Raw genomic sequence first — 23,668 nt, 5'->3', positions numbered from 1 at the left:
CCTGCAAGCAGGGCCATTATTATTTTGTGTTTTAAGCCAGTTGGCGTAAGAAGCCGCAAATCAGATTGATGAAGTTCTGCCGGGAAAGCTCAGCCGCCGCCAGCGTTTGCGCATGGGACAGTTTCACATCACCCAGCCCTTCCGCCAGATTGGTGATCGCGGATACGGCCACCACCTTTAGTCCGCAATGGCGCGCGCTAATCACCTCCGGGACGACCGACATTCCCACCACGTCGCCACCGATGATCTGCATCATGCGAATTTCCGCTGCCGTCTCAAAGTTCGGCCCCGGATAAGAGACAAACACCCCTTCGTGAAGCGTGAAGCCCTCTTCCCCTGCAACGCGCTGGAGAATGGCGCGGTAATCCGCATCGTAGGCATTGGCCAGCGAGAAGAAGCGATCGCCAAAGCGTTCGTCGTTCATCCCCACCATCGGCGTGCCCGGCATCGTATTGATATGATCGCTCAACGCGACCAGGCTGCCTGGCCCGACTTCCGGGCGCAGAGAGCCGGCGGCGTTAGTGCAAAACAGCAGTTCACAGCCCAGCAGTTTCAGGGTACGGATCGCGTCAGTCATGATCGTCATGCCGCGACCTTCGTAAAAGTGCCCACGGCCTTTCATACATGCCACCGGGACTCCAGCCAGATTCCCCAGCACCAGTTCCCCCGCATGCCCGTGAACGGTACTGACCGGAAAACCAGGCAAACGCGCATAAGAAATTGCCACCGCGTCTTCAATTTGCTCCGCCAGCGCTCCCAGACCGGAGCCAAGGATGAAAGCAACACGCGGGGTAAAATCAGGCTTGTGCGCGCGAATGATGTCAGCGCTGTACCAGGGATTTTGCGAAAAAAGGGTGTGGGTCATAAGAGGTCCTTAAAAACGGAATAATCGATAAATACGTTGGGTACATCGTTGTTATAACGAGAGTAACCAACCGATTACCAATACCGTTTTCCCGGACGATCGATATAAAATGTATATTGATACGTAAAATAAAATGGTCAGACTTTGCCTGATTTACCCACCAGAAATGGCAGGGACTGCTGAAGGTCTGTTCACCTCTGCCGATATTAACGTTTTAAGGCAAGAGGAAATGGTAATGACGACGATCAACACCTCAGTCTCCGCCGTTCAGAGCGGCAGCACGGGCAGCAAAGCCGCTACCGGTAACGATCTGTCTGCGCAAATCTCACGCATCACGCAGCAAATTACAAAGCTTACACAGCAGCTCAAAGAGGTTGCTGACGGCAGTGGCAGCACAGAAGAGAAACAAAAGCAGCAGGAACTGATACAGACGCAAATTAAAATGTTGCAGGCGCAGCTGGCGCAATTACAGCGCCAGCAGGCAGAAGAAACGCAGCAGAAGCAGGAGCAGAAACAACTCAGGGCCGAAGGTGTCAACGCGCCTTCCGACGATCACCAAATTGATGTTTATATCTGATACAACGGATCGCGTGCACGGCCAGCGGTAAGTTCACTGGCCTGCATGCGCACGACGTCCCACAGCGCCTGAGCCGCCGTAGAGAGCGACCGGTTCTTGCGTCTCGCCAGCATCAACTGCCTTTCGACGACGGGCGTCAACCGTTTCACCTGCAAATGACTTCCCTGAGGCAGCGGCAACGCCAGCGCGGGCAACACGCTGATGCCAATCCCCGCCTCCACCATCGGAAACAGCGTTGCGGGATGCCCAATCTCCTGCACGATCGTGGCATCAATGGCAAAATGCGCGAAAGCCGCGTCAATCAACGGGCGGCTGCCGGAGGCGTAATCCTGTAATACCAGCCGCTCATGTTTAAGATCCTGCCAGTTAACCCACTCCCGCTGCGCTAACGGACTATCCTGGCGACACAACAGCAAAAAGGGTTCAGACAGCACGGCTTCACATTGCAAATCCGAAACAGCCCCGGGATCGATGACAATGCCAAAATCCACATCCCCCTGACGAATGCTCTCCAGCACCCACTGCTGGGGACGATCGTGCAGTACAAAATCAATTTCCGGGTACAGCTGGTTACTCTGCGCGATACACTGCGGGATAAGATGCGCGGAAATCGTCTGGCTGGCCGCCACGCGCACGGTGCCGGTTAACTGCGTTCCCACTCTTCCGGCTTCCCGCAGAGTACTGTGCAGTTCATCGAGAACACGTTCCAGACGCCCCGCCAGCTGCTGACCCGCTTCCGTCAGCGTCACTTCTCGCGTGGTGCGATCCAACAGCTTAACTCCCGTCTGCCGTTCCAGCTCTTTTACGCTGTGGCTCACCGCAGACTGACTCAGACCAATGACGTCCCCTGCCCGACTAAAGCTTTTAGCCTGAGCAACGGTGACGAAGATACGAAGTTGACGCAGAGAATAATTCATCTGTTAAATTCATATATAGATGCAATAAATCAATTTTATTTCTCAAACGGAAAAAAGCAAAATACCTGCATCGACTTTCAGGAGTTTTTATGAAACTTTTTCGTATTCTTGATCCGTTCACGCTGACGCTTATCACCGTCGTTTTGCTGGCCTCCTTTTTTCCGGCCAAAGGGGATTTCGTTCCGTTTTTTGAAGGCTTAACCACCGCCGCGATTGCGCTGCTGTTTTTTATGCATGGCGCAAAACTCTCACGCGAAGCCATTATCGCGGGCGGCAGCCACTGGCGGCTGCACCTGTGGGTAATGTGCAGCACCTTCATCCTGTTTCCGGTTCTCGGGGTGTTATTTGCCTGGTGGGCGCCCGTCAATGTCGATCCCATGCTGTATACCGGTTTCCTGTACCTGTGTATTTTGCCCGCGACCGTACAGTCTGCCATCGCCTTTACCTCTCTGGCGGGAGGAAACGTCGCGGCGGCCGTCTGTTCGGCATCGGCCTCCAGCCTGCTGGGGATTTTTCTTTCGCCGCTGCTCGTCGGCCTGGTGATGAATATCCACGGAGCGGAAGGCAGCCTGGAACAGGTCGGCAAAATCATGCTGCAACTGCTGCTGCCGTTTGTGCTGGGGCACCTGTCGCGTCCGTGGATTGGCAACTGGGTCGCGCGTCATAAAAAGTGGATTGCAAAAACGGACCAGACCTCCATTCTGCTGGTCGTCTATTCCGCATTCAGCGAAGCCGTCGTTAACGGTATCTGGCACAAAGTGGGATGGGGCTCGTTGTTGTTTATTGTCGTCGTCAGCCTTGTGCTGCTGGCGATTGTCATTGGCGTTAACGTGTTTGCCGCCCGCAGGTTCGGATTCAGCAAAGCAGATGAGATAACCATTGTCTTCTGCGGGTCGAAAAAGAGTCTGGCGAACGGCATCCCGATGGCCAATATCCTGTTTCCCACCTCAGTGATTGGGATGATGGTGCTGCCGTTGATGATCTTCCATCAGATCCAGTTGATGGTCTGCGCGATGCTGGCGCGTCGCTACAAACGCCAGACCGATAAGTTGCAGGCGCAGCAAGAAGGCCGCGCCGCGAAGGCTTAAAGAGGTCGTTTCAGGGGCTGCACCAGTTGCGTCAGCCCCTCGGTTTTAATCAGCAGCGTGATTTGCATCAGCTCGCCCAGTCTTCCCGCCGGAAATTCATCCTTACGGGCAAACCACAGCAAATACTCCTCCGGCACATCAATGAGCCGACGCCCTTTGTACTTGCCGAACGGCATCACCGTGTTGGCTATCTCAATCAGCTGCTCTTTTTCCATGTCAGACACCCAGTAAGCGGAGCATCTCTGCTTCGTCGATCACGTCAATCCCCAGTTCCTGCGCTTTCGCCAGCTTAGATCCCGCCGCTTCGCCCGCAATCACCAGATCGGTTTTTTTCGATACGCTGCCCGCCACTTTCGCCCCCAGCGCCACGAGGCGCGCTTTCGCATCATCTCGCGACATCAGGCTGAGGCTGCCCGTCAGGACGATCGTTTTACCGGCAAACGGGCTGTCGATTTCGTCGGCATTAACCACGATCGGCGCAGGCCAGTGAATGCCTTCCGCCAGTAACTGCCCGATCACGTCCCGGTTACTCTCTTCAGCAAAGAAGTTAAAGACGTGCGTAGCGACCACAATGCCGACATCCGGCACTTTTTGCAGTTCGTCGATAGAGGCCGCTTCCAGCGCCTCTAACGTACCGAAGTACGCCGCCAACCCTGCCGCCGTGGCTTCGCCCACTTCGCGGATACCGAGCGCATAGAGGAATCGCGCGAAGGTGGTCTCTTTCGCTTTTTCCAGCGCATTCACCACATTCTGCGCCGATTTCGGCCCCATACGATCCAGGCCCGTCAGTTTGCCTGCCGTCAGACGGAACAGATCTGCCGGGGTGTGGACATACTCTTTCTCGACAAGCTGGTCGATAATTTTATCGCCCATGCCGTCAACGTCCATTGCCCGGCGGGAAACAAAGTGCTTGAGCGACTCTTTGCGCTGCGCGCCGCAGATCAAGCCGCCGGTACAGCGAGCGACCGCTTCGCCTTCCACGCGCTCAACATCAGAACCGCACACCGGGCAATGCGTCGGGAACTCGACCGGGCGCGTCTCTTCCGGGCGTTCGGAAAGCACCACGTTCACCACCTGCGGGATCACATCCCCCGCGCGGCGAATCACCACTTTGTCGCCGATGCGCAGGCCAAGACGCTCAATTTCATCCGCGTTGTGCAAGGTGGCGTTGCTGACCAGCACACCCGCAACATGCACCGGTTCGAGACGGGCGACGGGCGTGATCGCGCCAGTCCGCCCCACCTGGAACTCTACATCGCGTACAAACGTCATTTGCTCCTGCGCCGGGAACTTAAAGGCCACCGCCCAGCGCGGCGCGCGGGCGACAAATCCAAGCTGTTCCTGCAACGCCATCGAGTTGACTTTAATCACCACGCCGTCAATGTCAAAACCCAGCGTCGGGCGGTCTTCTTCCACTTTGTGGTAGAAGTCCAGCACCGCTTCGGGAGAGTCGCACAGCGTCACCCGGTCACTTACCGGAAGCCCCCAGGCTTTAAATTGCAGCAAGCGCCCCAGATGCGTATCGGGCAGTTCGCCACCTTCCAGAATGCCGACGCCGTAGCAAAAGAAAGTGAGCGGTCGCTTCGCGGTAATACGCGGATCAAGCTGGCGCAACGACCCCGCCGCAGCGTTACGCGGGTTGGCAAACACTTTATTACCGGTGCGGCGCGCCTCTTCATTAATTTTTTCAAACCCGGCCTGCGGCAGGAAAACTTCGCCACGAACCTCCAGACGCGCCGGAATGTTATCGCCACGCAGCTTCAGCGGAATAGCGCGAATGGTACGCACATTGGAGGTGATGTCCTCGCCGGTCGTTCCATCGCCACGCGTTGCCGCGCTGATCAGCACGCCGTTTTCATACAGGATGCTGACGGCCAGGCCGTCCAGCTTCAGCTCGCAGCACCAGGTCAGTTTATCGCTGTTTTTTAGCCGATCCTGCACGCGCTTGTTAAACGCCAGAAAACTCTCTTCATCAAACACGTTGTCCAGCGACAACATGGGCACTTCGTGGCGAATCTGGCTGAACGCCGCCAGCGGCGCCGCTCCGACGCGTTGGCTCGGGGAGTCCGGCGTAATTAAATCTGGATGCTGCGCTTCCAGCTCACGAAGTTCGCGCATCAGACGGTCATACTCAGCGTCCGGGATCTCCGGCGCATCCATCACATGGTAAAGATACTCATGATGGCGAAGCGTGGTTCGCAGTTCTGTCAGTTGTTGTTCGATTGATTCCATATCGCACCATCAATGATAAAAAACCCCCGACAGGCGGGGGTTCAGAAAGGGGGGATCACGCCTGGGTTTCTCAGGCGTTGGATTCTTTCACTTCGCGAATGCGATCCTGATATTCACGCAGTTTCTGCGGCGTCATCATCCGGCGCTGGTCATCAAGCACCACGCCGCCGACTTCATCAGCGATATGCTGCGCAGACTGGAGCATCAGCTTAAAGTTTTGCAACTCGTCGCCGTAAGAAGGCACCTGCATAAAGATAGTGACCCCCGGCGTGGAGAAATCACCGGTCATTTCAGGATCAAACGTTCCCGGGTTCACCATGTTGGCCAGGCTAAACAGCGCAGGGCCGCTGCCATCCGGGCTCAGGTGGCGATGGAAAATATTCATATCGCCAAATTTGAAGCCCGCTTGCTGGATGCTGTTCAGCAGCACTTCGCCGCTAAGCTCGCTGCCATGATGAGCGGCGACGTTCATAATAATGACCGCTTCTTTACGCTGCGGTTTTTCCGCGACGGGCGCTTCTTCCACTACTGGTTCAGGCGCTGGCGCAGGCTCTGCGACAGGTTCCGCTGGCTGGAAAGTCTGCGGAGCAGGCTGAGGCGCAGGTTGCTGTGGCGCTGGCTGAACAGGCTGTTGCGGCGCAGACTGAACCTGCGGCGCTACCGACTGTTGCTGTACTGGCTGCTGCACAGGCTGTGCCGGTTGTTGTGCCGGTTGCGGTTGCGACGGCTGCCCATACTGCGGCCGTTGCTGCGGCTGCGCTGGCGCTTCAGGCGGCTGCTGAGCCGGTTGACGAGGCTGCGCAGACGCATAAGGCGGCTGGTATTGGTGTTGCGGCGACTGACGAGGCGCATCATGCTCCTGAGCGTTGCCGGGGGCATGATTCACGCGGTGAACACGAACTTCACCCACGCCTTCCTCTTCTTCGACGTCATCGTCGTAAGAATCGTCGTCACGTTTTGACTTCATGCGTTTCAGTGGACGATCGCGGAACATAGAAGATCGTTCTTTACGGCTGGTCCAGAAACCATGTACCAGTAAAGCGATTATGGCGATCGCGCCAACAATGATTAATATCAGACGCAAATCCTGCATCATTATATTCTCTGTTGTTCTAACACCTTGCCACCACGGCAAACATTTACTCACTAAGAGTATTTGCCGATTACGTCAAGTGCAAGTGCGCTCTTGGCTTTCACAGCATAAAGATGAACGAAATCGTGCTTTTTGCTGTTTTTTCGAACATTTCTTAACTGGCGAACGCGTCACAACCCGGTAAGATACGCAAAGTTTACCCGGGGCTTTATTAAAGGAGCATGTCCTGATTATGGTGTCATCATCCGCAACTGCACCTCGCAGCGGCTTTTACTATTTCTCACAGGGGTGGAAACTGGTCACGCAACCGGGGATCCGTCGCTTTGTTATTTTGCCGTTACTGGTAAACATTTTGCTGATGGGCGGCGCATTCTGGTGGCTGTTTACGCAACTGGACGTCTGGATCCCTTCGCTGATGAGCCACGTTCCCGACTGGTTGCAGTGGTTAAGCTATCTGCTGTGGCCCATTGCGGTCATCTCGGTTTTACTGGTCTTCGGCTATTTCTTTTCAACCATTGCCAACTGGATCGCCGCCCCTTTCAATGGGCTGCTGGCGGAACAGCTTGAGGCGCGCCTGACCGGCGCAACGCCGCCAGATACCGGCGTACTGGGTATTATGAAAGATGTGCCGCGCATTATGAAACGCGAATGGCAAAAGTTCATCTGGTATCTGCCGCGCGCCATTGTGCTGTTAATTCTCTATTTTATTCCAGGAGTCGGGCAAACCGTCGCCCCGGTGCTGTGGTTCCTGTTCAGCGCGTGGATGCTGGCGATTCAGTATTGCGACTATCCCTTCGACAACCACAAAGTCCCGTTCAAAGAGATGCGCACCGCCCTGCGCACGCAGAAAGTCGCCAATATGCAGTTCGGCGCGTTAACCAGTTTGTTCACCATGATCCCGGTGCTTAACCTGGTGATCATGCCCGTCGCCGTGTGTGGCGCAACGGCGATGTGGGTTGATTGCTACCGTTCCAGACATGGGTCATGGAAATGAATCACAGTGCGCTCATAACCCTGTAAAATAGTTGTATAAAAAAGGAGGGGCTTATGCCGCTCCTTATTCCATCCAGGTAACCATTATTTCCCTTCCGAATATAGATATGCTAAATCCTTACTTCCGCATATTCTCTGAGCAGGTATGCTAGCCCATGTATCCCAATTTCATACAGTTAAGGACAGGCCATGAGTAAGATTTTTGAAGATAACTCGCTGACTATCGGTCATACGCCGCTGGTTCGACTGAACCGTATCGGTAACGGACGCATTCTGGCGAAGGTGGAATCACGTAACCCGAGCTTCAGCGTTAAATGCCGTATCGGTGCCAATATGATTTGGGATGCCGAAAAACGCGGCGTGCTGAAACCGGGCGTCGAACTGGTGGAACCGACCAGCGGCAACACCGGTATCGCGCTGGCTTATGTTGCTGCCGCGCGTGGCTACAAGTTGACGCTGACCATGCCAGACACCATGAGCGTTGAGCGTCGCAAACTGCTCAAAGCGCTGGGGGCGAACCTCGTACTGACCGAAGGCGCGAAAGGCATGAAAGGCGCTATCCAGAAAGCGGAAGAGATTGTCGCCAGCGATCCAGAAAAATACCTGCTGCTTCAGCAGTTCAGCAACCCGGCTAACCCGGAAATTCACGAAAAAACCACCGGCCCGGAAATCTGGGAAGATACCGATGGTCAGGTCGATGTCTTTATCTCCGGCGTCGGCACCGGTGGTACGCTGACAGGCGTCACCCGCTACATCAAAGGCACCAAAGGCAAAACGGACCTCATTACCGTAGCAGTAGAACCGACCGACTCTCCGGTTATCGCGCAGGCGCTGGCTGGTGAAGAACTGAAGCCCGGCCCGCACAAAATTCAGGGCATTGGCGCAGGCTTCATTCCGGGCAACCTCGATCTGAAACTGATTGATAAAGTTGTCGGCATCACAAATGAAGAAGCCATTTCCACCGCTCGTCGCCTGATGGAAGAGGAAGGTATTCTGGCGGGGATCTCTTCCGGCGCGGCCGTTGCGGCAGCACTTAAGCTCCAGGAAGATGAAACCTTTACCAATAAGAATATTGTGGTTATCCTACCGTCATCGGGTGAGCGTTATCTGAGCACTGCTTTGTTTGCCGATCTCTTTACTGAAAAAGAACTGCAACAGTAATGCCAGCATGTTAAAAACGCGTAAAAAAGCACCCTTTTGGGTGCTTTTTTGTGGCCTGCTTCAAATTTTCAACCCTCCTGGCATTGATTCACCCTGCCGGGTCTGGTATTTAACCAGACTAATTATTTTGATGCCCGAAATTAATCGTTACAGGAAAAGCGCTAGCTGAATCGATTTAATGATTTGGTTCAAGTCTTCCTTTCACGGCATAATGTTTAATGACGAGCGAAACGTCAGCGGCCAGCAGTTGCCAGCAACGGATTGCGCATAACACCTGGTGTGTCGCGTCCCGTTTACGCCGACGCTAACAATACAGGCTAAAGTCAAACCGCCAGGCTAGACTTTAGTTCCACAACACTAAACCTATAAGTTGGGGAAATACAATGTTCCAGCAAGAAGTTACCATTACCGCTCCGAACGGTCTGCACACCCGCCCTGCTGCTCAGTTTGTTAAAGAAGCGAAAGGCTTCACTTCTGAGATTACTGTGACTTCCAACGGCAAAAGCGCCAGCGCAAAAAGCCTGTTCAAACTACAGACTCTGGGCCTGACTCAGGGCACTGTTGTCACCATCGCTGCTGAAGGCGAAGACGAACAAAAAGCGGTAGAGCATCTGGTCAAACTGATGGCGGAACTCGAGTAAGTTCCCGGGTTCTTTTAAAAATCAGTCACAAGTAAGGTAGGGTTATGATTTCAGGCATTTTAGCATCCCCGGGTATCGCTTTCGGCAAAGCACTGCTGCTGAAAGAAGACGAAATCGTCATTGACCGGAAAAAAATTTCTGCCGACAAGGTTGATCAGGAAGTTGAACGTTTTCTGAGCGGTCGTGCCAAGGCATCTGCGCAACTGGAAGCGATCAAAACGAAAGCTGGTGAAACGTTCGGTGAAGAAAAAGAAGCCATCTTTGAAGGGCATATCATGCTGCTCGAAGATGAGGAGCTGGAGCAGGAAATCATAGCCCTGATTAAAGATAAGAACATGACGGCTGACGCAGCTGCGCATGAAGTTATCGAAGGTCAGGCCACTGCCCTAGAAGAACTGGATGATGAATACCTGAAAGAACGTGCGGCTGACGTGCGTGACATTGGTAAGCGCCTGCTGCGCAACATCCTGGGTCTGGCAATCATCGACCTGAGCGCAATCAAGGACGAAGTCATCCTGGTTGCCGCTGACCTGACCCCATCAGAAACCGCACAGCTGAACCTGCAAAAGGTGCTGGGTTTCATCACTGACGCAGGTGGACGTACCTCCCACACCTCTATCATGGCGCGTTCTCTGGAACTGCCGGCCATCGTGGGCACCGGTAACGTCACCTCTCAGGTGAAAAACGACGACTATCTGATTCTGGATGCCGTAAACAATCAGGTTTACGTCAATCCAACCAACGAAGAAATTGAAAAACTGCGCGCCGTTCAGGAGCAGGTTGCAACCGAGAAAGCGGAACTCGCTAAACTGAAAGATCTGCCGGCTATCACGCTGGACGGTCACCAGGTAGAAGTTTGCGCCAACATCGGTACCGTTCGTGACGTTGAAGGCGCAGAGCGCAATGGCGCGGAAGGCGTTGGTCTGTATCGTACTGAATTCCTGTTCATGGACCGTGACGCGCTGCCGACTGAAGAAGAACAGTTTGCGGCGTACAAAGCCGTCGCTGAAGCCTGCGGCTCTCAGGCGGTTATCGTCCGTACTATGGATATCGGCGGCGACAAAGAACTGCCGTACATGAACTTCCCGAAAGAAGAGAACCCGTTCCTGGGCTGGCGTGCGATACGTATCGCTATGGATCGCAAAGAGATCCTGCGTGACCAGGTTCGCGCCATTCTGCGCGCCTCTGCATTCGGTAAACTGCGCATCATGTTCCCGATGATCATCTCTGTTGAAGAAGTTCGCGCGCTGCGCAAAGAGATTGAAATCTACAAACAGGAACTGCGCGACGAAGGTAAAGCATTTGATGAAAGCATTGAGATTGGCGTGATGGTGGAAACACCGGCTGCGGCAACCATTGCTCGTCATTTAGCCAAAGAAGTTGATTTCTTTAGTATCGGCACCAATGATTTAACGCAGTACACCCTGGCAGTTGACCGTGGTAATGATATGATTTCACATCTTTACCAGCCAATGTCACCGTCCGTGCTGAACTTGATCAAGCAAGTTATTGATGCTTCTCATGCTGAAGGTAAATGGACTGGCATGTGTGGTGAGCTTGCAGGCGACGAACGTGCTACACTTCTGTTGCTGGGGATGGGTCTGGACGAATTCTCTATGAGCGCCATTTCTATCCCGCGCATTAAGAAGATTATCCGTAACACGAACTTCGAAGATGCGAAGGTGTTAGCAGAGCAGGCTCTTGCTCAACCGACAACGGACGAGTTAATGACGCTGGTTAACAAGTTCATTGAAGAAAAAACAATCTGCTAATCCACGAGATGCGGCCCAATTTACTGCTTAGGAGAAGATCATGGGTTTGTTCGATAAACTAAAATCTCTGGTTTCTGATGATAAGAAAGACACCGGAACTATTGAGATTGTTGCTCCGCTCTCTGGCGAGATCGTCAACATCGAAGACGTGCCGGATGTAGTTTTTGCCGAGAAAATCGTTGGCGATGGCATTGCTATCAAACCAACCGGTAACAAAATGGTCGCGCCAGTAGACGGCACCATCGGCAAAATCTTTGAAACCAACCATGCGTTCTCTATCGAATCGGATAGCGGCATTGAGCTGTTCGTTCACTTCGGTATCGACACCGTTGAACTGAAAGGCGAAGGCTTCAAGCGTATTGCTGAAGAAGGTCAACGCGTTAAAGTTGGCGATCCGGTAATTGAGTTCGATCTGCCGCTGCTGGAAGAAAAAGCCAAGTCTACCCTGACTCCGGTTGTTATCTCCAACATGGACGAAATCAAAGAACTGATCAAACTGTCCGGTAGCGTGACTGTGGGTGAAACCCCGGTTATCCGCATCAAGAAGTAATTCTTGCCGCAGGGAAAAATGGCGCCGACTGGCGCCATTTTTTTATCCTGGTTACGGTAAAACCGCGCCTGATGGCGCTTCGCTTATCAGGCCTACAATAAAATATCGTATGCTGAATAAGGCGATGTTTGCCTGATGGCGCTTCGCTTATCAGGCCTACAACAAAATATCGCATGCCGGATAAGGCGTTTTTCGCCGCCATCCGGCATAGTTACGCACTCACAACAGCGAGGTGACTGGACGATAGCACTTCTCGCGCATCAGGATCTTCATCCCTTCCGGCCCGCTTTCCAGCATCCGCTTCTCCGAGTCCGACACCAGCAATTCGCACTGATAGCCGCCCGCAATGCCGAACATCGCGCGCGCCACGCAGATATCCTCCAGCGCATCAAGCCCGCTCGTTTCAAAGTGACCAACCACACGCCCCTGCTGGCGAACCACCAGCCGATAGCTCTTCATCGCGCCTCCCCTGCCGGTGGCAGAATCAACTCATCACACCCGCAGCGCTGCGTCCAGGTCATCACCTCCAGCACACGCTCTGCGGCATGTCGCGTCGCCGCCGTCAGCGCTTTCCCCTGCACAATACCGCTCACCAGTTCGGCGCAGAACAGATCGCCCGTCCCTTTTAAATCGGTTTCCACACGCGGGTGTTCAATCACATCCACGCCGCCGCTCGTCACCACCGCCACATTGATGGTATCCGCCGTCTGGCCTGGCGCACTGGTGATCACAATCCACTTCAGCGTGTCGGAGAGCAGCGATTTCGCCGCCGCAACCGCTTCATCCAGCGTGCCGCACGGTTTGCCGCTGAGCATCTCCAGCTCGAACACATTCGGCGTCAGCCCCTGCGCCAGCGGCAGCAGATAATGACGATACGCCTGCGGGATTTCCGCTTTCACATACATTCCGCTGTCCGTGTCGCCAATCACAGGATCAACCAGAATGCACACCTCAGGATGCGCGATCCGCACCGTTTCCAGCCATTTCGCCAGCAGAACGATTTGTTCCGCACTGCCCATATAACCTGTCGTGACCGCTTTAAGCTCACGCAGCGCATCCCGCTCATTTAAGGCCTGGAGATAACCGCTGAACCAGTCGGCAGGAATAATGCCGCCGTAAAACGTTTCATAATGCGGCGTATTGCTGAACAGCACCGTGGGCACCGCCGTCACCCGCAAGCCCTGCGCTTTAATCGCCGGTACGGCAATACTGTTGCCTACGCTGCCGTACACCACCTGTGACTGAACGGCGACAATGTCGGTCTGTAAAGCCCGATGCTTATCGTCGAAGAGCACTGACTGTATTTCACTATCCTGCCCCATTTACCTCTCCTCTCACTGGACAGCGGGCTAACGCCTCACTATTATCGTCATATGCTAAAATTCATTTTGTCATAGGTCAATAATGATCGACGGAAAAACCGCCAGCGAAATCTTTGACAGTATTCGTCAGCATGTCACCACCGGCGCACTGGCGCCAGGGGAAACGCTGCCGCCGGTGCGGGAACTGGCATCGGAATTAAACGTGAACCGCAATACTGTCGCGGCGGCTTACAAACGGCTGGTGACATCTGGCCTGGCCCTGAGCCAGGGACGTAACGGTACGGTCATTAAAGGTGCGCCTTCTCCGCTCGCGCTGGAAGGAAGCAGTCCCGATACGCCGCTGACCGATCTTTCCGGCGGCAATCCCGATCCCCAACGGCTGCCCGATCTCAGCAGTTATTTTTCAACAATAAATAAGTCACCGCGTCTTTACGGCGATGCGGCCGTTTCTCCCGGCCTTCACGCGTGGGCGAAGCGGTGGATGCAGGATGCCGTACCTGGCGAAGGCGAGATTGATATCACCAGTGGGGCGATTGACGCCATCGAGCGTCTGCTGTGCGCCCATTTACTGCCGGGTGACAGCGTGGCGGTGGAAGATCCCTGCTTTTTAAGCAGCATCAGTATGCTGCGCTACGCCGGGTTTTCCGCCATCCCCGTTGGCGTCGATAGCGAAGGTATGCAGCCTGAGATGCTGGAACAGGCGCTGAAAAATGGCGCCCGCGCCGTCATTTTAACCCCGCGCGCCCACAATCCTACGGGGTGCAGTTTGAGCGCCTCCCGCGCCGCCGCGCTACAGAACATTGTGGCGAAATACCCGCAAGCGCTGGTTATTATCGACGACCACTTTGCCCTGCTCTCTTCATCTCCCTGGCACCCGGTGATCGCCCCGGAGACGCTACACTGGTCAGTGGTTCGCTCGATGTCAAAGACGCTGGGGCCGGATCTGCGCCTCGCCATTGTCGCCAGCGATCCCGCCACCTCAGCCAGACTGCGCCTGCGCCTTAATTCCGGCAGTCAGTGGGTCAGCCATCTGTTGCAAGATTTAGTGCATGCCTGTCTGAGTGACAAAAACTATCAGCGAACGCTGGCGCAGACCCGGCAATTTTATGCTTCGCAGCAGCAGAAGCTGGCCTGCGCGCTCCAGCGAACCGGGCTTACACACGCCCCCGGCGATGGGCTGAATGCGTGGTTGCCGTTGAAAAGCCACAGCCAGAGCATCGCGTTTATGCTGGCGAAAGCGGGCTGGCTGGTACGGGAAGGCGAAGCATTTGGCGTCAATGCGCCCGCCCACGGTCTGCGTATTACGCTATCGACACTGGGCGACGGCGATATCAACAAACTGGCGGCTGATATCCATCAGGCGTTGAAACGTTAACAGGAGAGAAAAAGTGCGAGTTCATTTTGTCGTTCATGAGTCTTTCGAATCTGCCGGAGCCTATCTGCAATGGGCTGAGGATCGCGGTTATCCCCTCTCCTGGTCCCGCGTGTATGCCGGTGAACCTGTCCCCGCCAATGCGGATGGTTTCGATATGCTGGTGGTGTTTGGCGGCCCGCAGTCACCGCGTACTACGCTCGAAGAGTGCCCGTATTTTGACTCTTTAGCGGAACAGCGGCTTATTAATCAGGCGATCTCTGCGCGTCGTATTGTGATCGGCATCTGTCTTGGTTCCCAGTTGATTGGTGAGGCGCTGGGCGCAAAAGTACGCCAGAGCCCGGAAAAGGAGATCGGCCACTACCCGATTACGCTAACGGAAGCCGGGAAACAGAATCCGCTGCTCGCTCATTTCGGCTCTCCGCTTGTGGTCGGGCACTGGCACAACGATATGCCAGGGTTAACCGATCAGTCGGTCGTTCTCGCGACAAGCGAAGGATGTCCGCGCCAGATCGTGCAATACGGTAACGCCGTTTACGGTTTTCAGTGCCATATGGAGTTTACCGCTGAGGCGGTAGAAGGGCTGATCCAGCATTCAGAACAGGAACTGGCTGCGGCAAAAGGGAAGCGCTTTATTCGCTCGAACGCCGAAATGCGCGAGTGGAATTATCAGGAGATGAACGAGAAACTGTGGCGCTTCCTCGACCTGCTGGTGGAGAAACGTAACGCTTGACGTTGCAGGCCGGATAAGACGCTTTGCGTCGTCATCCGGCGATCGTACTTTACGGTTGCCGGATGGCGCTACGCTTATCAGGCCTACAGGCTAAATCCCAGCCCCCTGGCTGAAGTGTTCTTCGCCAAAGACGCCGGTAGAAAGATAGCGATCGCCGCGATCGCAGATGATCGCCACCACCACGGCCCCCGGCGTCGCGCGGGCAACGCGTAACGCACCGGCAACCGCGCCGCCAGAACTCACGCCGCAGAAAATACCTTCGCGTACTGCCAGTTCGCGCATGGTGTTTTCCGCCTCGCTCTGGTGAATATCCAGCACCTGATCCACAAGCTGAGCATTAAAAATACCCGGCATATATTCTGCGGGCCAGCGACGAATCCCCGGAATGCTGCTGCCCTCTTCCGGTTGCAGGCCAACAATCGTTACCGGTTTTTCCTGTTCGCGCAGGAAGCGCGACACACCGGTAATCGTGCCGGTTGTTCCCATACTGGAGACAAAGTGGGTGATGCGACCTGAGGTTTGCTGCCAGATTTCCGGCCCGGTCGTGGTGTAGTGCGCGTAAGGGTTGTCGGGATTGTTAAACTGATCGAGCAGCTTACCTTCGCCGCGTTCGGCCATTTCCAGCGCCAAATCGCGCGCGCCTTCCATCCCTTGCTCTTTAGACACCAGAATCAGATCCGCGCCATAGGCGCGCATCGCCGCACGGCGCTCCTGGCTCATGTTGTCCGGCATCAGCAGTTTCATGCGATAGCCTTTCAGTGCGGCAATCATCGCCAGCGCAATACCGGTATTGCCGCTGGTCGCTTCAATCAGCACATCGCCGGGCTTAATTTCCCCGCGCTTTTCTGCCTGGACGATCATCGACAGCGCCGCCCGGTCTTTCACTGACCCGGCAGGGTTATTGCCTTCCAGCTTGACCCAAATTTCACTGCCGTTATCCGGCGCCATCCGCTGCAATTTCACCAGAGGCGTATTGCCAATTGTTTGTTCTAATGTGTTCACTTCTCTGTCCAGTAAAAAGCCCGGTGGCGCTTCGCTTACCGGGCCTACGCAGATCATATTTGTAGGCCGGGTCAGCGCAGCGCCACCCGGCAAAACTACGTGATATTAACCTATCAGGCCGATTCTGCCAGAGCAAGCTCCTCTTCGCGTGTCTCAATGCGCTGGTTGCCGTTGTACAACCGCGCATTTTGCAGCCCGACAAACAGCCGCTCGCCGCGCTGTGGGGGATTATCCCCCTGCATCACCACCGTCAGCGGTTCGTTATACCACCCCAGAGGCTGCACGACTAATTGGGTGTAGTGACCTTTCGGACTGGCCTCCAGCACCTGTACCGGCAGCGGGGAATCCAGACTGGTGCGACGGCTAACATCCACCTCCCATGGACGCAGGAACAGATCGACCGCCCCCTGGTACGCTGGCGTATACCCCAGCGGCCAGCGATGCGCGCCAACGTGGAACTGACCGCCGCGAATCGTTCCCTGCAAACGGTTCACTTCGCCCATAAACTCCAGCACAAAGCGGGTGGCGGGTTCACGCCACACCTGATCCGGCGCATCGGCCTGTTCAATGTTGCCCTGGCTCATCACCACCACGCGATCCGCCACTTCCGTAGCCTCTTCCTGATCGTGGGTGACAAACACGCTGGTGAATTTCAACTCTTCATGCAGCTGACGCAGCCAGCGGCGCAGCTCTTTACGCACCTGCGCATCAAGCGCGCCAAACGGTTCATCCAGCAGCAGGATCTGCGGCTCAACGGCTAACGCGCGCGCCAGCGCCACGCGCTGTTTCTGCCCGCCGGAAAGCTGTGCCGGAAAACGCTCCGCCAGATGGGCCAGTTGCACCATTTCCAGCAGTTTCGTCACTTTCGCTTTAATGGCCGCCGCATTCGGACGTTCGCGACGCGGCAGCACCGTCAGGCCAAAGGCGATATTGTCGAACACCGTCATATGACGAAACAGCGCATAGTGCTGAAAAACAAAGCCGACTTTACGATCGCGCGCGTGCAGACGGCTTACGTCTGTACCGTGAAAACGAATGTGCCCGCTGGTCTGATGCTCCAGCCCGGCAATAATACGCAGCAGCGTGGTTTTACCGGAACCGGACGGCCCCAGCAAGGCAACCATCTGACCTGAAGGAATATCCAGCGAGATATCGTTCAGCACCTGGGTGCGACCAAAAGACTTCTTAATATTGGCAATCTCAATGCTCATGATTTTCCTCCTGTTGCGCACGTTTCTCCTGATTTTCCAGGCGCCATTGCAACATACTCTTCAAAAACAGGGTAATAATCGCCATCAGCGTCAGCAGCGCGGCGGCGGTAAAGGAGCCGACGGTGTTGTAGTCCTGCTCCAGTAATTCAATCTGTAACGGCAGCGACAGGGTTTCGCCGCGAATCGAGCCGGAAACCACCGACACCGCGCCGAACTCGCCAATGGCGCGCGCGTTGGTCAGCACCACGCCGTACAGCAGCGCCCAGCGAATATTAGGCAACGTAACGCGACGGAACATCTGCCAGCCGGAAGCGCCAAGCAGAATCGCCGCTTCATCTTCCTGACTGCCCTGACTCAGCATAACCGGCACCAGTTCACGCACCACAAACGGACAGGTGACGAAAATAGTGACCAGCACCATCCCCGGCCAGGCAAACATAATTTGCAGGTTGTGCTCATCCAGCCAGTCGCCCAGCGGGCCGTTCGAGCCGTAAAACAGCAGGTAGACCAGACCGGCCACCACCGGCGAGACGGCAAACGGAATATCCAGCAGCGTCAGCAGCAGCTGGCGACCGGGAAAATTAAAGCGCGTCACCAGCCACGCCAGCAAAACGCCAAACACCAGGTTTACCGGTACGGCAATCAGCGCAATCAACACCGTCAGCCAGATCGCGTGCAGCATGTCCGGGTCGGCCAGGTTCTGTAAGACCGGCATCAGCCCTTTGCTGAAGGCCTGTACGAAGATATAAATCATCGGCACCAGCAAAATAAACGCCGAAACCAGCATCCCGGTGCCAATCAGAAACCATTTTCCCCAGTTAATGCGGGGGGCGTCATAACGCTTCAATTGGGTAACTTCCGCCATTAGTGACCTACCACACGTCGACCAAAGCGACTTTGCAGGGTGTTAATCGAGAACAGCAGCAACAACGACGCCGCGAGGATCACCGACGCAATCGCGCTGGCCGCCGGATAGTCAAACTCCTGCAAACGAACAAAAATCATCAGCGAGGTCACTTCAGTTTTCCACGCAATGTTCCCGGCAATAAAAATCACCGCGCCGAACTCGCCGAGGCTTCGGGTAAACGAGAGCGCAATACCCGCCACCAGCGCAGGAGACAGCTCCGGCAACACCACTTTGCGGAAACTTTGCAGGCGCGTTGCGCCGAGCGTTTCCGCCGCTTCTTCATATTCCGGGCCTAACTCTTCCAGTACCGGCTGCACCGTGCGCACCACAAACGGGATGCTGGTAAAAGCCATCGCTACCGCGATGCCAAGCCAGGTGTAAGTCACTTTGATATCAAACTTCGCCAGCCATTCGCCGTAAAAACCGTTCACGGAAAACAATGACGCCAGCGTCAGACCCGCCACCGCCGTCGGCAGGGCAAACGGCAGATCCATCAGCGCATCCAGCAGCGTACGTCCTGGAAAGCGATAGCGGGTTAAGATCCACGCCATCAGCAGGCCAAATACGCCGTTGAAGATTGATGCCACAAACGCCGACAACAGCGTGACTTTGTAGGCCGCTACTACCTGCGGGTTGGTGATAACCTCCCAGTATTGCGCCCAGCTCATTTGCGCCAGCTGCATCACCAGCGCGCTCAACGGAAGCAGCAATATCAGGCAGACGAACAACAGGCTGGTTCCGAGGCTTAAGGTAAAGCCGGGCAGCACACGTCTTGTCGATACTGCGAACATTACTTACGCCCCGCCGCCAACAGTTTGTCCAGCTCGCCGCCGCTGCCGAAGTGGGTTTTCATCACTTCCGGCCAGGAGCCAAACTTATCTTCCACGCGGAACAGTTCGGTCTGTGGGAATTTATCTTTCAGTTTGTCCATCACTTCCGGGTTATTCACGCGGTAGTAGAAGTCGGTGATGATGGTCTGCGCCTGCGGGCTGTAGAGCCAGTTCAGGTAAGCCTTCGCCGCTTTTTCAGTACCGTTGGCCTGTACGTTTTTATCCACCCATGCCACCGGGAATTCGGCCAGAATATTGGTTTTCGGGATAACGACTTCAAATCCCTGCGCTTCATACTGTTTACGGATGTTATTCACTTCCGATTCAAAGCTAATCAGCACATCGCCCAGGCCGCGTTCCGCAAAGGTGGTGGTCGCGCCGCGACCGCCGGTATCAAACACTTCGACGTTCTTCAGGAACTGGGTCATAAACTGCTCGGTTTTGGCTTTGTCGCCACCGTCAGCTTTATCTGCCGCGCCCCATGCAGCCAGATAGGTGTAACGGGCGTTGCCTGAGGTTTTCGGGTTCGGAAAAATCAGTTTTACATCGGAACGCACAAGGTCATTCCAGTCATGGATATTTTTCGGATTCCCTTTGCGCACCAGGAATCCCATCGTGGAATAGAACGGTGAGCTGTTATTCGGCAAACGGCTTTGCCAGTCGGCAGGGATCAGCTTGCCTTTGTCATGCAGGATCTGCACATCCGTGACCTGGTTATAGGTCACTACGTCAGCTTTCAGCCCTTGCAGGATCGCCAGCGCTTGTTTTGACGAACCGGCGTGAGACTGCTTGATGGTCAGCTTATCGCCGCCGTTATCTTTCGCCCACTGCTGTTCAAACGGCGGATTAAGGGCGGCAAACAGTTCGCGAGAAACGTCGTATGAGCTGTTCAGCAGCTCTGTTGCCTGCGCCTGCGTGGCCAACAACAGCATCGCGCTCAGCGCCAGGTATCTTTTTTTCAGTAAGTTAACAGCCATTGCGCACCCTTATAAATTTGATGACTTTCTTATGGTCATAATATTTATAACGGGTACGAAAGGAGTAACGGTTTTATATACCGTTTGATGATTTGAAAGTCGAAAAGGGAATAAGGAAAATCCTTTCCTGCATGGGAAAGCTGGAACACGCATGCCGGATGTCCCAAAGGCTCCAGACAACTCGCCCAACGTTACGGCAGAAAAACATGGACGAAAAACGAGCAGCAAGGGATTCCATTCGGAACCCCTTTTGCCGCATGAAGTGAACAATAATCAATCAAATAGTATTGCCATTATCCGCAATAAGATCCCGATACCAGTAGAAGGATTTCTTACGACTACGATTCAGAGAACCATTACCGTCATTATCCTTATCAACATAAATCATACCGTAGCGCTTCTTCATTTCGCCCGTACCGGCAGAAATCAGGTCAATGCAGCCCCACGGGGTATACCCGATTAAGTCAACACCATCTTCTACAACGGCTTTTTTCATCTCGCTCACATGCGCGGTAAGATAGTCAATGCGATATTGATCATCAACTGTTCCGTCCGCCTGCTGGACATCATTCGCGCCAAAACCGTTCTCTACGATAAACATCGGTAGCTGGTAATGGTCCCAGAACCAGTTGAGCGAGTAGCGCAAGCCCATCGCATCAACCTGCCAACCCCAGTCAGATGTTTGAATATACGGATTATTCACCAGATGCGCTGGCTCGACATAATCAAACTCAGGATTATCATCCGTGTATTGAGTTACGAAAGACATGTAGTAACTGAAACCGATATAGTCCACACGCCCATGCTGAAGAATCTCAATATCACTTTCAGTGATATCAAGTTCAAAACCTTTTTTCCTGAAATAATTAACCATATGTTGAGGATAATATCCACGCACATGCACGTCAGTAAACCAATAACGACGATGCATTGCACTCACAGACATCATCATATCGCCCGGTGAACAGGTAAGCGGATAGATTGGACACATCGCAATCATACAACCAATTTTAAAATCTGGATTAATGAGGTGTCCAGCATCAACGACTAATGCACTGGCAACTAATTCATAGTGAACTGCCTGATACATCACTCTTTCACGCGCATACTCATCTTCATCCGAAGAATAAAGAATACCTGAATTAGTAAAAGGACAAAGACTTTCACGATAGTTGACCTGGTTATTTATTTCATTAAATGTCATCCAGTATTTAACTTTAGATTTATAACGCGTGAAAACTACCTTCGCAAACCGAAGAAAAAAGTCGATTAATTTGCGGTTCCGCCAGCCGCCATACTCAGTCACAAGGTGATATGGCATTTCAAAATGCGATAAAGTGATAACGGGTTGAATATTATATTTTAAACACTCATCAAACATATCATCATAAAATTGCAAGCCCGCTTCATTAGGCTCCAGCTCGTCACCTTCAGGAAAAATTCTGGACCAGGCAATAGAGGTGCGGAAACACGTAAATCCCATTTCTGAAAATAGCTTAATATCGTCCTTATAACGATGAAAGAAATCAATAGCTTCGTGATTAGGGTAGTTTCTGCCTTCAATGATCCCCGGCGTCACCTCTCGTGAAATACCGTATTCTCCAGCCGTCATGACATCCGCAATGCTGATGCCCTTACCACCTTCGTTCCAGCCACCTTCAAGTTGATGTGCTGCTACCGCGCCACCCCAAAGAAAATCTTTTTTAAAACCAGACATAAATACCTTCCTTAATTAAAATAAATTACCACCAGACTTCAGCCTGTATGCCAGCCATGAATTCATCTTTACTGTCATCATTAAAGTTAAAATTAGACAATTCATTATCTAAGATATTAATGTACGTCCCATAGAATCGAATTTCAGGTCTTGAACCAAGGATACTCGTGCCAACTTTGAAAGCATGATACAGGGTCGTTTTATATGCCGACTCATCCAGCGTTATACCTTGTTGAGTTTTATTTTTCTGTTTAAACCATCCCAATTCAACCCCAGTCTGATTCCAGGTATTCCAAATCCATGCAGGACGGATCACTGTGCGAATACTATCAAAATCGCTATGAGCACCACTTTCATAGCTATAAACATCTTCGCCATGTGAGTAAACCAGAGCATTGGCAACAATAATATTATCGCTAAGGTACATTTCACCTTGCGAAATCAATCGCCAGGCGATGCCATTGGTATGATCACCGTAGTAATAACGTCCATGCGCCATTGTGTTACTTGCGTCGGAAAAACTTGAGAAACTACTGGCGAAAGAATTATTAGCGACCTGCAATGTGAATTCATTAAAAGCATCACGTTCCATGTTCTGGCGAAGAATAGAACTCAACATCCAGCTATCTTTCATCTCAAAATAGCTATCATCGCTTTCATTGTCTTCCTGCTGATCGGTTTTATTTGGACTGGAGTATTTGGCCATCAATGACAGCGTTCCACTCTCCCATAGTGGGATATTACGATAGCGAACATCTACAGAATTCGTGTTCATTTGGGTGGTATGTTCAAAGTCGCGTGAATAGACATCCACATCATCACGGCTTAATGAAATATCCAGCATACCAGGTCCTATCGCCCAGTTTTCAATGCCTACCCCAGCGGCCACATCGGTAGTTAATGTTTTCCAGTCCAGCATCTGGATTTCATATTGTGGTAATTTATGTTTACCAACCCAAAAATCCGCATCAGGCGCAAAAGGTAAAAAACCACGGGTAGTCAGGTAAATATCACTAAACTGCATGATATTTTCATTATCACTGTCACCAAACCAGGCATCATTATATTGTTCGCCAACATTGCCATCATAGGTAACGATAGCATTAGCGGTTTTACCATCCTGATTATAAACCCGTTGATTTAATGTCAGATCAAACCAGCCGCTCATTTCATTACCAAAACGCCCCAATGAGCCCGCGGCATACGTCTCAGGAGAGCCATGATTACCAGTCCCCCATCCCGATCGGAAATACCCCTGATAACTAAACCCTATGTCATCCTTCACGTACTTGCTAATATCTTTCAGCGTAACACTTTCAATTGTGGTTTTTTCTCCATTGCTATCAATTACAGCGACCTGCTGTGTTCCTTTCACCTGAGTATTCGCCACCGACTGAGCCAGTTCGCCATTCTCATTTTTTATGTTTTCAGCGACCGGTGATGATCCCGATGGGTTAGAAACAACCGTATTGCGATAATTATTTTCAACAACACTTTGCTGTAAAGATGCCAGCTTTGACTTGTACTTCCCTAGTTCATCTTTCGTTTTCTGGAGTTCATTTTTATTTGCAGTAAGTTCTGACTCCAGAAGTTCGAGTCGTTGCTCAACGGTTAATTTACCGGCCAGCACATCAACTGGACATAAAGCCAGACACACATATAACGATAATAGACTCACCTTCAATTTTCTTGAATTCATAAAACATCC

At 53.2% G+C, this 23,668-nt stretch carries 23 protein-coding genes; 9 read left to right on the top strand and 14 right to left on the bottom strand.

What is annotated here, in order from left to right; genetic code table 11:
- Positions 1-31 precede the first annotated feature (31 nt).
- Positions 32-865 carry a xanthosine phosphorylase gene (xapA, locus tag OGX80_RS17085; RefSeq protein ID WP_047462182.1) on the bottom strand — a complete coding sequence of 278 codons (834 nt, stop codon included), beginning with the start codon at positions 863-865 and terminating at the stop codon, positions 32-34.
- Between the two features lie 235 nt (positions 866-1,100).
- On the opposite strand from xapA, the gene OGX80_RS17080 reads away from it, so the two are divergent.
- A complete protein-coding gene (locus tag OGX80_RS17080) occupies positions 1,101-1,442 on the top strand; it encodes a FlxA-like family protein (protein WP_024130136.1) in 342 nt (113 codons plus the stop codon).
- On the opposite strand, the gene OGX80_RS17075 is transcribed toward OGX80_RS17080, so the two are convergent.
- Positions 1,433-2,359 carry a LysR family transcriptional regulator gene (locus OGX80_RS17075; RefSeq protein ID WP_012131376.1) on the bottom strand — a complete coding sequence of 309 codons (927 nt, stop codon included), beginning with the start codon at positions 2,357-2,359 and terminating at the stop codon, positions 1,433-1,435. The two genes, OGX80_RS17080 and OGX80_RS17075, sit on opposite strands and share 10 nt — an antisense overlap.
- Before the next feature lie 89 nt (positions 2,360-2,448).
- On the opposite strand from OGX80_RS17075, the gene OGX80_RS17070 reads away from it, so the two are divergent.
- Positions 2,449-3,447, top strand: a complete 999-nt coding sequence (locus OGX80_RS17070; protein WP_058667834.1) for a bile acid:sodium symporter family protein — start codon at positions 2,449-2,451, stop codon at positions 3,445-3,447.
- On the opposite strand, the gene OGX80_RS17065 is transcribed toward OGX80_RS17070, so the two are convergent.
- The 3 genes from OGX80_RS17065 to zipA form a co-directional block, all read right to left on the bottom strand.
- Positions 3,444-3,662, bottom strand: a complete 219-nt coding sequence (locus OGX80_RS17065; RefSeq protein WP_012131373.1) for a DUF3820 family protein — start codon at positions 3,660-3,662, stop codon at positions 3,444-3,446. The genes OGX80_RS17070 and OGX80_RS17065 overlap by 4 nt on opposite strands.
- A 1-nt stretch (position 3,663) precedes the next feature.
- Positions 3,664-5,679 (bottom strand): NAD-dependent DNA ligase LigA, encoded by a 2,016-nt coding sequence (gene ligA / locus OGX80_RS17060; protein WP_058667836.1) that lies wholly within the window; start codon positions 5,677-5,679, stop codon positions 3,664-3,666.
- A gap of 70 nt (positions 5,680-5,749) precedes the next feature.
- Entirely contained in the window at positions 5,750-6,775 is a 1,026-nt protein-coding gene (zipA, locus tag OGX80_RS17055; protein WP_115181312.1) for a cell division protein ZipA, read from the bottom strand.
- Positions 6,776-7,004: 229 nt separating this feature from the next.
- On the opposite strand from zipA, the gene cysZ reads away from it, so the two are divergent.
- The 5 genes from cysZ (at position 7,005) to crr (ending at position 11,889) form a co-directional block, all read left to right on the top strand.
- The gene (cysZ, locus tag OGX80_RS17050; RefSeq protein WP_112001786.1) at positions 7,005-7,766 is read left to right on the top strand and encodes a sulfate transporter CysZ; all 762 of its coding nucleotides are present in this window, start codon (positions 7,005-7,007) and stop codon (positions 7,764-7,766) included.
- A gap of 188 nt (positions 7,767-7,954) precedes the next feature.
- Positions 7,955-8,926, top strand: coding sequence for a cysteine synthase A (gene cysK, locus OGX80_RS17045; protein ID WP_047462171.1), 972 nt, complete (start codon positions 7,955-7,957; stop codon positions 8,924-8,926).
- Between the two features lie 383 nt (positions 8,927-9,309).
- Positions 9,310-9,567: a phosphocarrier protein Hpr gene (gene ptsH, locus OGX80_RS17040; RefSeq protein WP_005971891.1), complete on the top strand. Its 258-nt coding sequence runs from the start codon at positions 9,310-9,312 to the stop codon at positions 9,565-9,567.
- Positions 9,568-9,611: 44 nt separating this feature from the next.
- Positions 9,612-11,339 carry a phosphoenolpyruvate-protein phosphotransferase PtsI gene (gene ptsI, locus OGX80_RS17035; RefSeq protein WP_115181311.1) on the top strand — a complete coding sequence of 576 codons (1,728 nt, stop codon included), beginning with the start codon at positions 9,612-9,614 and terminating at the stop codon, positions 11,337-11,339.
- Between the two features lie 40 nt (positions 11,340-11,379).
- Entirely contained in the window at positions 11,380-11,889 is a 510-nt protein-coding gene (crr, locus tag OGX80_RS17030; RefSeq protein WP_000522253.1) for a PTS glucose transporter subunit IIA, read from the top strand.
- Positions 11,890-12,108: 219 nt separating this feature from the next.
- Here the strand turns inward: crr and OGX80_RS17025 are convergent, their stop codons facing one another.
- Positions 12,109-12,348 carry a hypothetical protein gene (locus OGX80_RS17025; protein ID WP_012131365.1) on the bottom strand — a complete coding sequence of 80 codons (240 nt, stop codon included), beginning with the start codon at positions 12,346-12,348 and terminating at the stop codon, positions 12,109-12,111.
- A complete protein-coding gene (pdxK, locus tag OGX80_RS17020; RefSeq protein WP_047462159.1) occupies positions 12,345-13,211 on the bottom strand; it encodes a pyridoxine/pyridoxal/pyridoxamine kinase in 867 nt (288 codons plus the stop codon). The genes OGX80_RS17025 and pdxK overlap by 4 nt, the downstream gene beginning before the upstream one ends.
- 82 nt (positions 13,212-13,293) lie before the next feature.
- Here pdxK and ptsJ point away from each other — a divergent pair, with 82 nt between their 5' ends.
- Together ptsJ and OGX80_RS17010 are read left to right on the top strand one after the other, a co-directional pair.
- Positions 13,294-14,586, top strand: coding sequence for a MocR-like B6 salvage transcription factor PtsJ (gene ptsJ / locus OGX80_RS17015; RefSeq protein WP_115181310.1), 1,293 nt, complete (start codon positions 13,294-13,296; stop codon positions 14,584-14,586).
- Between the two features lie 13 nt (positions 14,587-14,599).
- Positions 14,600-15,316 (top strand): type 1 glutamine amidotransferase, encoded by a 717-nt coding sequence (locus OGX80_RS17010; RefSeq protein ID WP_012131362.1) that lies wholly within the window; start codon positions 14,600-14,602, stop codon positions 15,314-15,316.
- A gap of 90 nt (positions 15,317-15,406) precedes the next feature.
- Here the strand turns inward: OGX80_RS17010 and cysM are convergent, their stop codons facing one another.
- The 7 genes from cysM to OGX80_RS16975 all read right to left on the bottom strand — a co-directional run bounded on the left by cysM (position 15,407) and on the right by OGX80_RS16975 (position 23,659).
- A complete protein-coding gene (gene cysM, locus OGX80_RS17005; protein WP_024130134.1) occupies positions 15,407-16,318 on the bottom strand; it encodes a cysteine synthase CysM in 912 nt (303 codons plus the stop codon).
- 113 nt (positions 16,319-16,431) lie between these two features.
- Entirely contained in the window at positions 16,432-17,529 is a 1,098-nt protein-coding gene (cysA, locus tag OGX80_RS17000; protein ID WP_012131360.1) for a sulfate/thiosulfate ABC transporter ATP-binding protein CysA, read from the bottom strand.
- Positions 17,519-18,394 carry a sulfate/thiosulfate ABC transporter permease CysW gene (gene cysW, locus OGX80_RS16995; RefSeq protein WP_012131359.1) on the bottom strand — a complete coding sequence of 292 codons (876 nt, stop codon included), beginning with the start codon at positions 18,392-18,394 and terminating at the stop codon, positions 17,519-17,521. The genes cysA and cysW overlap by 11 nt, the downstream gene beginning before the upstream one ends.
- Complete coding sequence (gene cysT, locus OGX80_RS16990) at positions 18,394-19,227, bottom strand: sulfate/thiosulfate ABC transporter permease CysT (RefSeq protein WP_012131358.1); 834 nt, start codon at positions 19,225-19,227, stop codon at positions 18,394-18,396. Before cysT ends, cysW begins: the two co-directional genes overlap by 1 nt.
- A complete protein-coding gene (gene cysP / locus OGX80_RS16985) occupies positions 19,227-20,243 on the bottom strand; it encodes a thiosulfate/sulfate ABC transporter substrate-binding protein CysP (RefSeq protein WP_101744326.1) in 1,017 nt (338 codons plus the stop codon). Before cysP ends, cysT begins: the two co-directional genes overlap by 1 nt.
- Before the next feature lie 277 nt (positions 20,244-20,520).
- Positions 20,521-21,960, bottom strand: a complete 1,440-nt coding sequence (locus tag OGX80_RS16980) for a 6-phospho-beta-glucosidase (RefSeq protein ID WP_115181309.1) — start codon at positions 21,958-21,960, stop codon at positions 20,521-20,523.
- A gap of 25 nt (positions 21,961-21,985) precedes the next feature.
- Positions 21,986-23,659, bottom strand: coding sequence for a carbohydrate porin (locus OGX80_RS16975; RefSeq protein ID WP_115181308.1), 1,674 nt, complete (start codon positions 23,657-23,659; stop codon positions 21,986-21,988).
- Positions 23,660-23,668 lie beyond the last annotated feature (9 nt).

The sequence above is a fragment of the Citrobacter sp. CK194 genome (genome assembly GCF_030333395.1).
Taxonomy (GTDB): Bacteria; Pseudomonadota; Gammaproteobacteria; order Enterobacterales; family Enterobacteriaceae; genus Citrobacter_B; species Citrobacter_B koseri.
This window is presented reverse-complemented; position numbering and strand designations above follow the sequence as displayed.

Bases quoted from the DNA above. Each gene is read 5' to 3' on its own strand.
- xapA (WP_047462182.1), bottom strand. From the start codon at position 865: ATGACCCACACCCTTTTTTCGCAAAATCCCTGGTACAGCGCTGACATC.
- OGX80_RS17080 (WP_024130136.1), top strand. From the start codon at position 1,101: ATGACGACGATCAACACCTCAGTCTCCGCCGTTCAGAGCGGCAGCACG.
- OGX80_RS17075 (WP_012131376.1), bottom strand. From the start codon at position 2,359: ATGAATTATTCTCTGCGTCAACTTCGTATCTTCGTCACCGTTGCTCAG.
- OGX80_RS17070 (WP_058667834.1), top strand. From the start codon at position 2,449: ATGAAACTTTTTCGTATTCTTGATCCGTTCACGCTGACGCTTATCACC.
- OGX80_RS17065 (WP_012131373.1), bottom strand. From the start codon at position 3,662: ATGGAAAAAGAGCAGCTGATTGAGATAGCCAACACGGTGATGCCGTTC.
- ligA (WP_058667836.1), bottom strand. From the start codon at position 5,679: ATGGAATCAATCGAACAACAACTGACAGAACTGCGAACCACGCTTCGC.
- zipA (WP_115181312.1), bottom strand. From the start codon at position 6,775: ATGATGCAGGATTTGCGTCTGATATTAATCATTGTTGGCGCGATCGCC.
- cysZ (WP_112001786.1), top strand. From the start codon at position 7,005: ATGGTGTCATCATCCGCAACTGCACCTCGCAGCGGCTTTTACTATTTC.
- cysK (WP_047462171.1), top strand. From the start codon at position 7,955: ATGAGTAAGATTTTTGAAGATAACTCGCTGACTATCGGTCATACGCCG.
- ptsH (WP_005971891.1), top strand. From the start codon at position 9,310: ATGTTCCAGCAAGAAGTTACCATTACCGCTCCGAACGGTCTGCACACC.
- ptsI (WP_115181311.1), top strand. From the start codon at position 9,612: ATGATTTCAGGCATTTTAGCATCCCCGGGTATCGCTTTCGGCAAAGCA.
- crr (WP_000522253.1), top strand. From the start codon at position 11,380: ATGGGTTTGTTCGATAAACTAAAATCTCTGGTTTCTGATGATAAGAAA.
- OGX80_RS17025 (WP_012131365.1), bottom strand. From the start codon at position 12,348: ATGAAGAGCTATCGGCTGGTGGTTCGCCAGCAGGGGCGTGTGGTTGGT.
- pdxK (WP_047462159.1), bottom strand. From the start codon at position 13,211: ATGGGGCAGGATAGTGAAATACAGTCAGTGCTCTTCGACGATAAGCAT.
- ptsJ (WP_115181310.1), top strand. From the start codon at position 13,294: ATGATCGACGGAAAAACCGCCAGCGAAATCTTTGACAGTATTCGTCAG.
- cysA (WP_012131360.1), bottom strand. From the start codon at position 17,529: ATGAGCATTGAGATTGCCAATATTAAGAAGTCTTTTGGTCGCACCCAG.
- cysW (WP_012131359.1), bottom strand. From the start codon at position 18,394: ATGGCGGAAGTTACCCAATTGAAGCGTTATGACGCCCCCCGCATTAAC.
- cysT (WP_012131358.1), bottom strand. From the start codon at position 19,227: ATGTTCGCAGTATCGACAAGACGTGTGCTGCCCGGCTTTACCTTAAGC.
- cysP (WP_101744326.1), bottom strand. From the start codon at position 20,243: ATGGCTGTTAACTTACTGAAAAAAAGATACCTGGCGCTGAGCGCGATG.
- OGX80_RS16980 (WP_115181309.1), bottom strand. From the start codon at position 21,960: ATGTCTGGTTTTAAAAAAGATTTTCTTTGGGGTGGCGCGGTAGCAGCA.
- OGX80_RS16975 (WP_115181308.1), bottom strand. From the start codon at position 23,659: ATGAATTCAAGAAAATTGAAGGTGAGTCTATTATCGTTATATGTGTGT.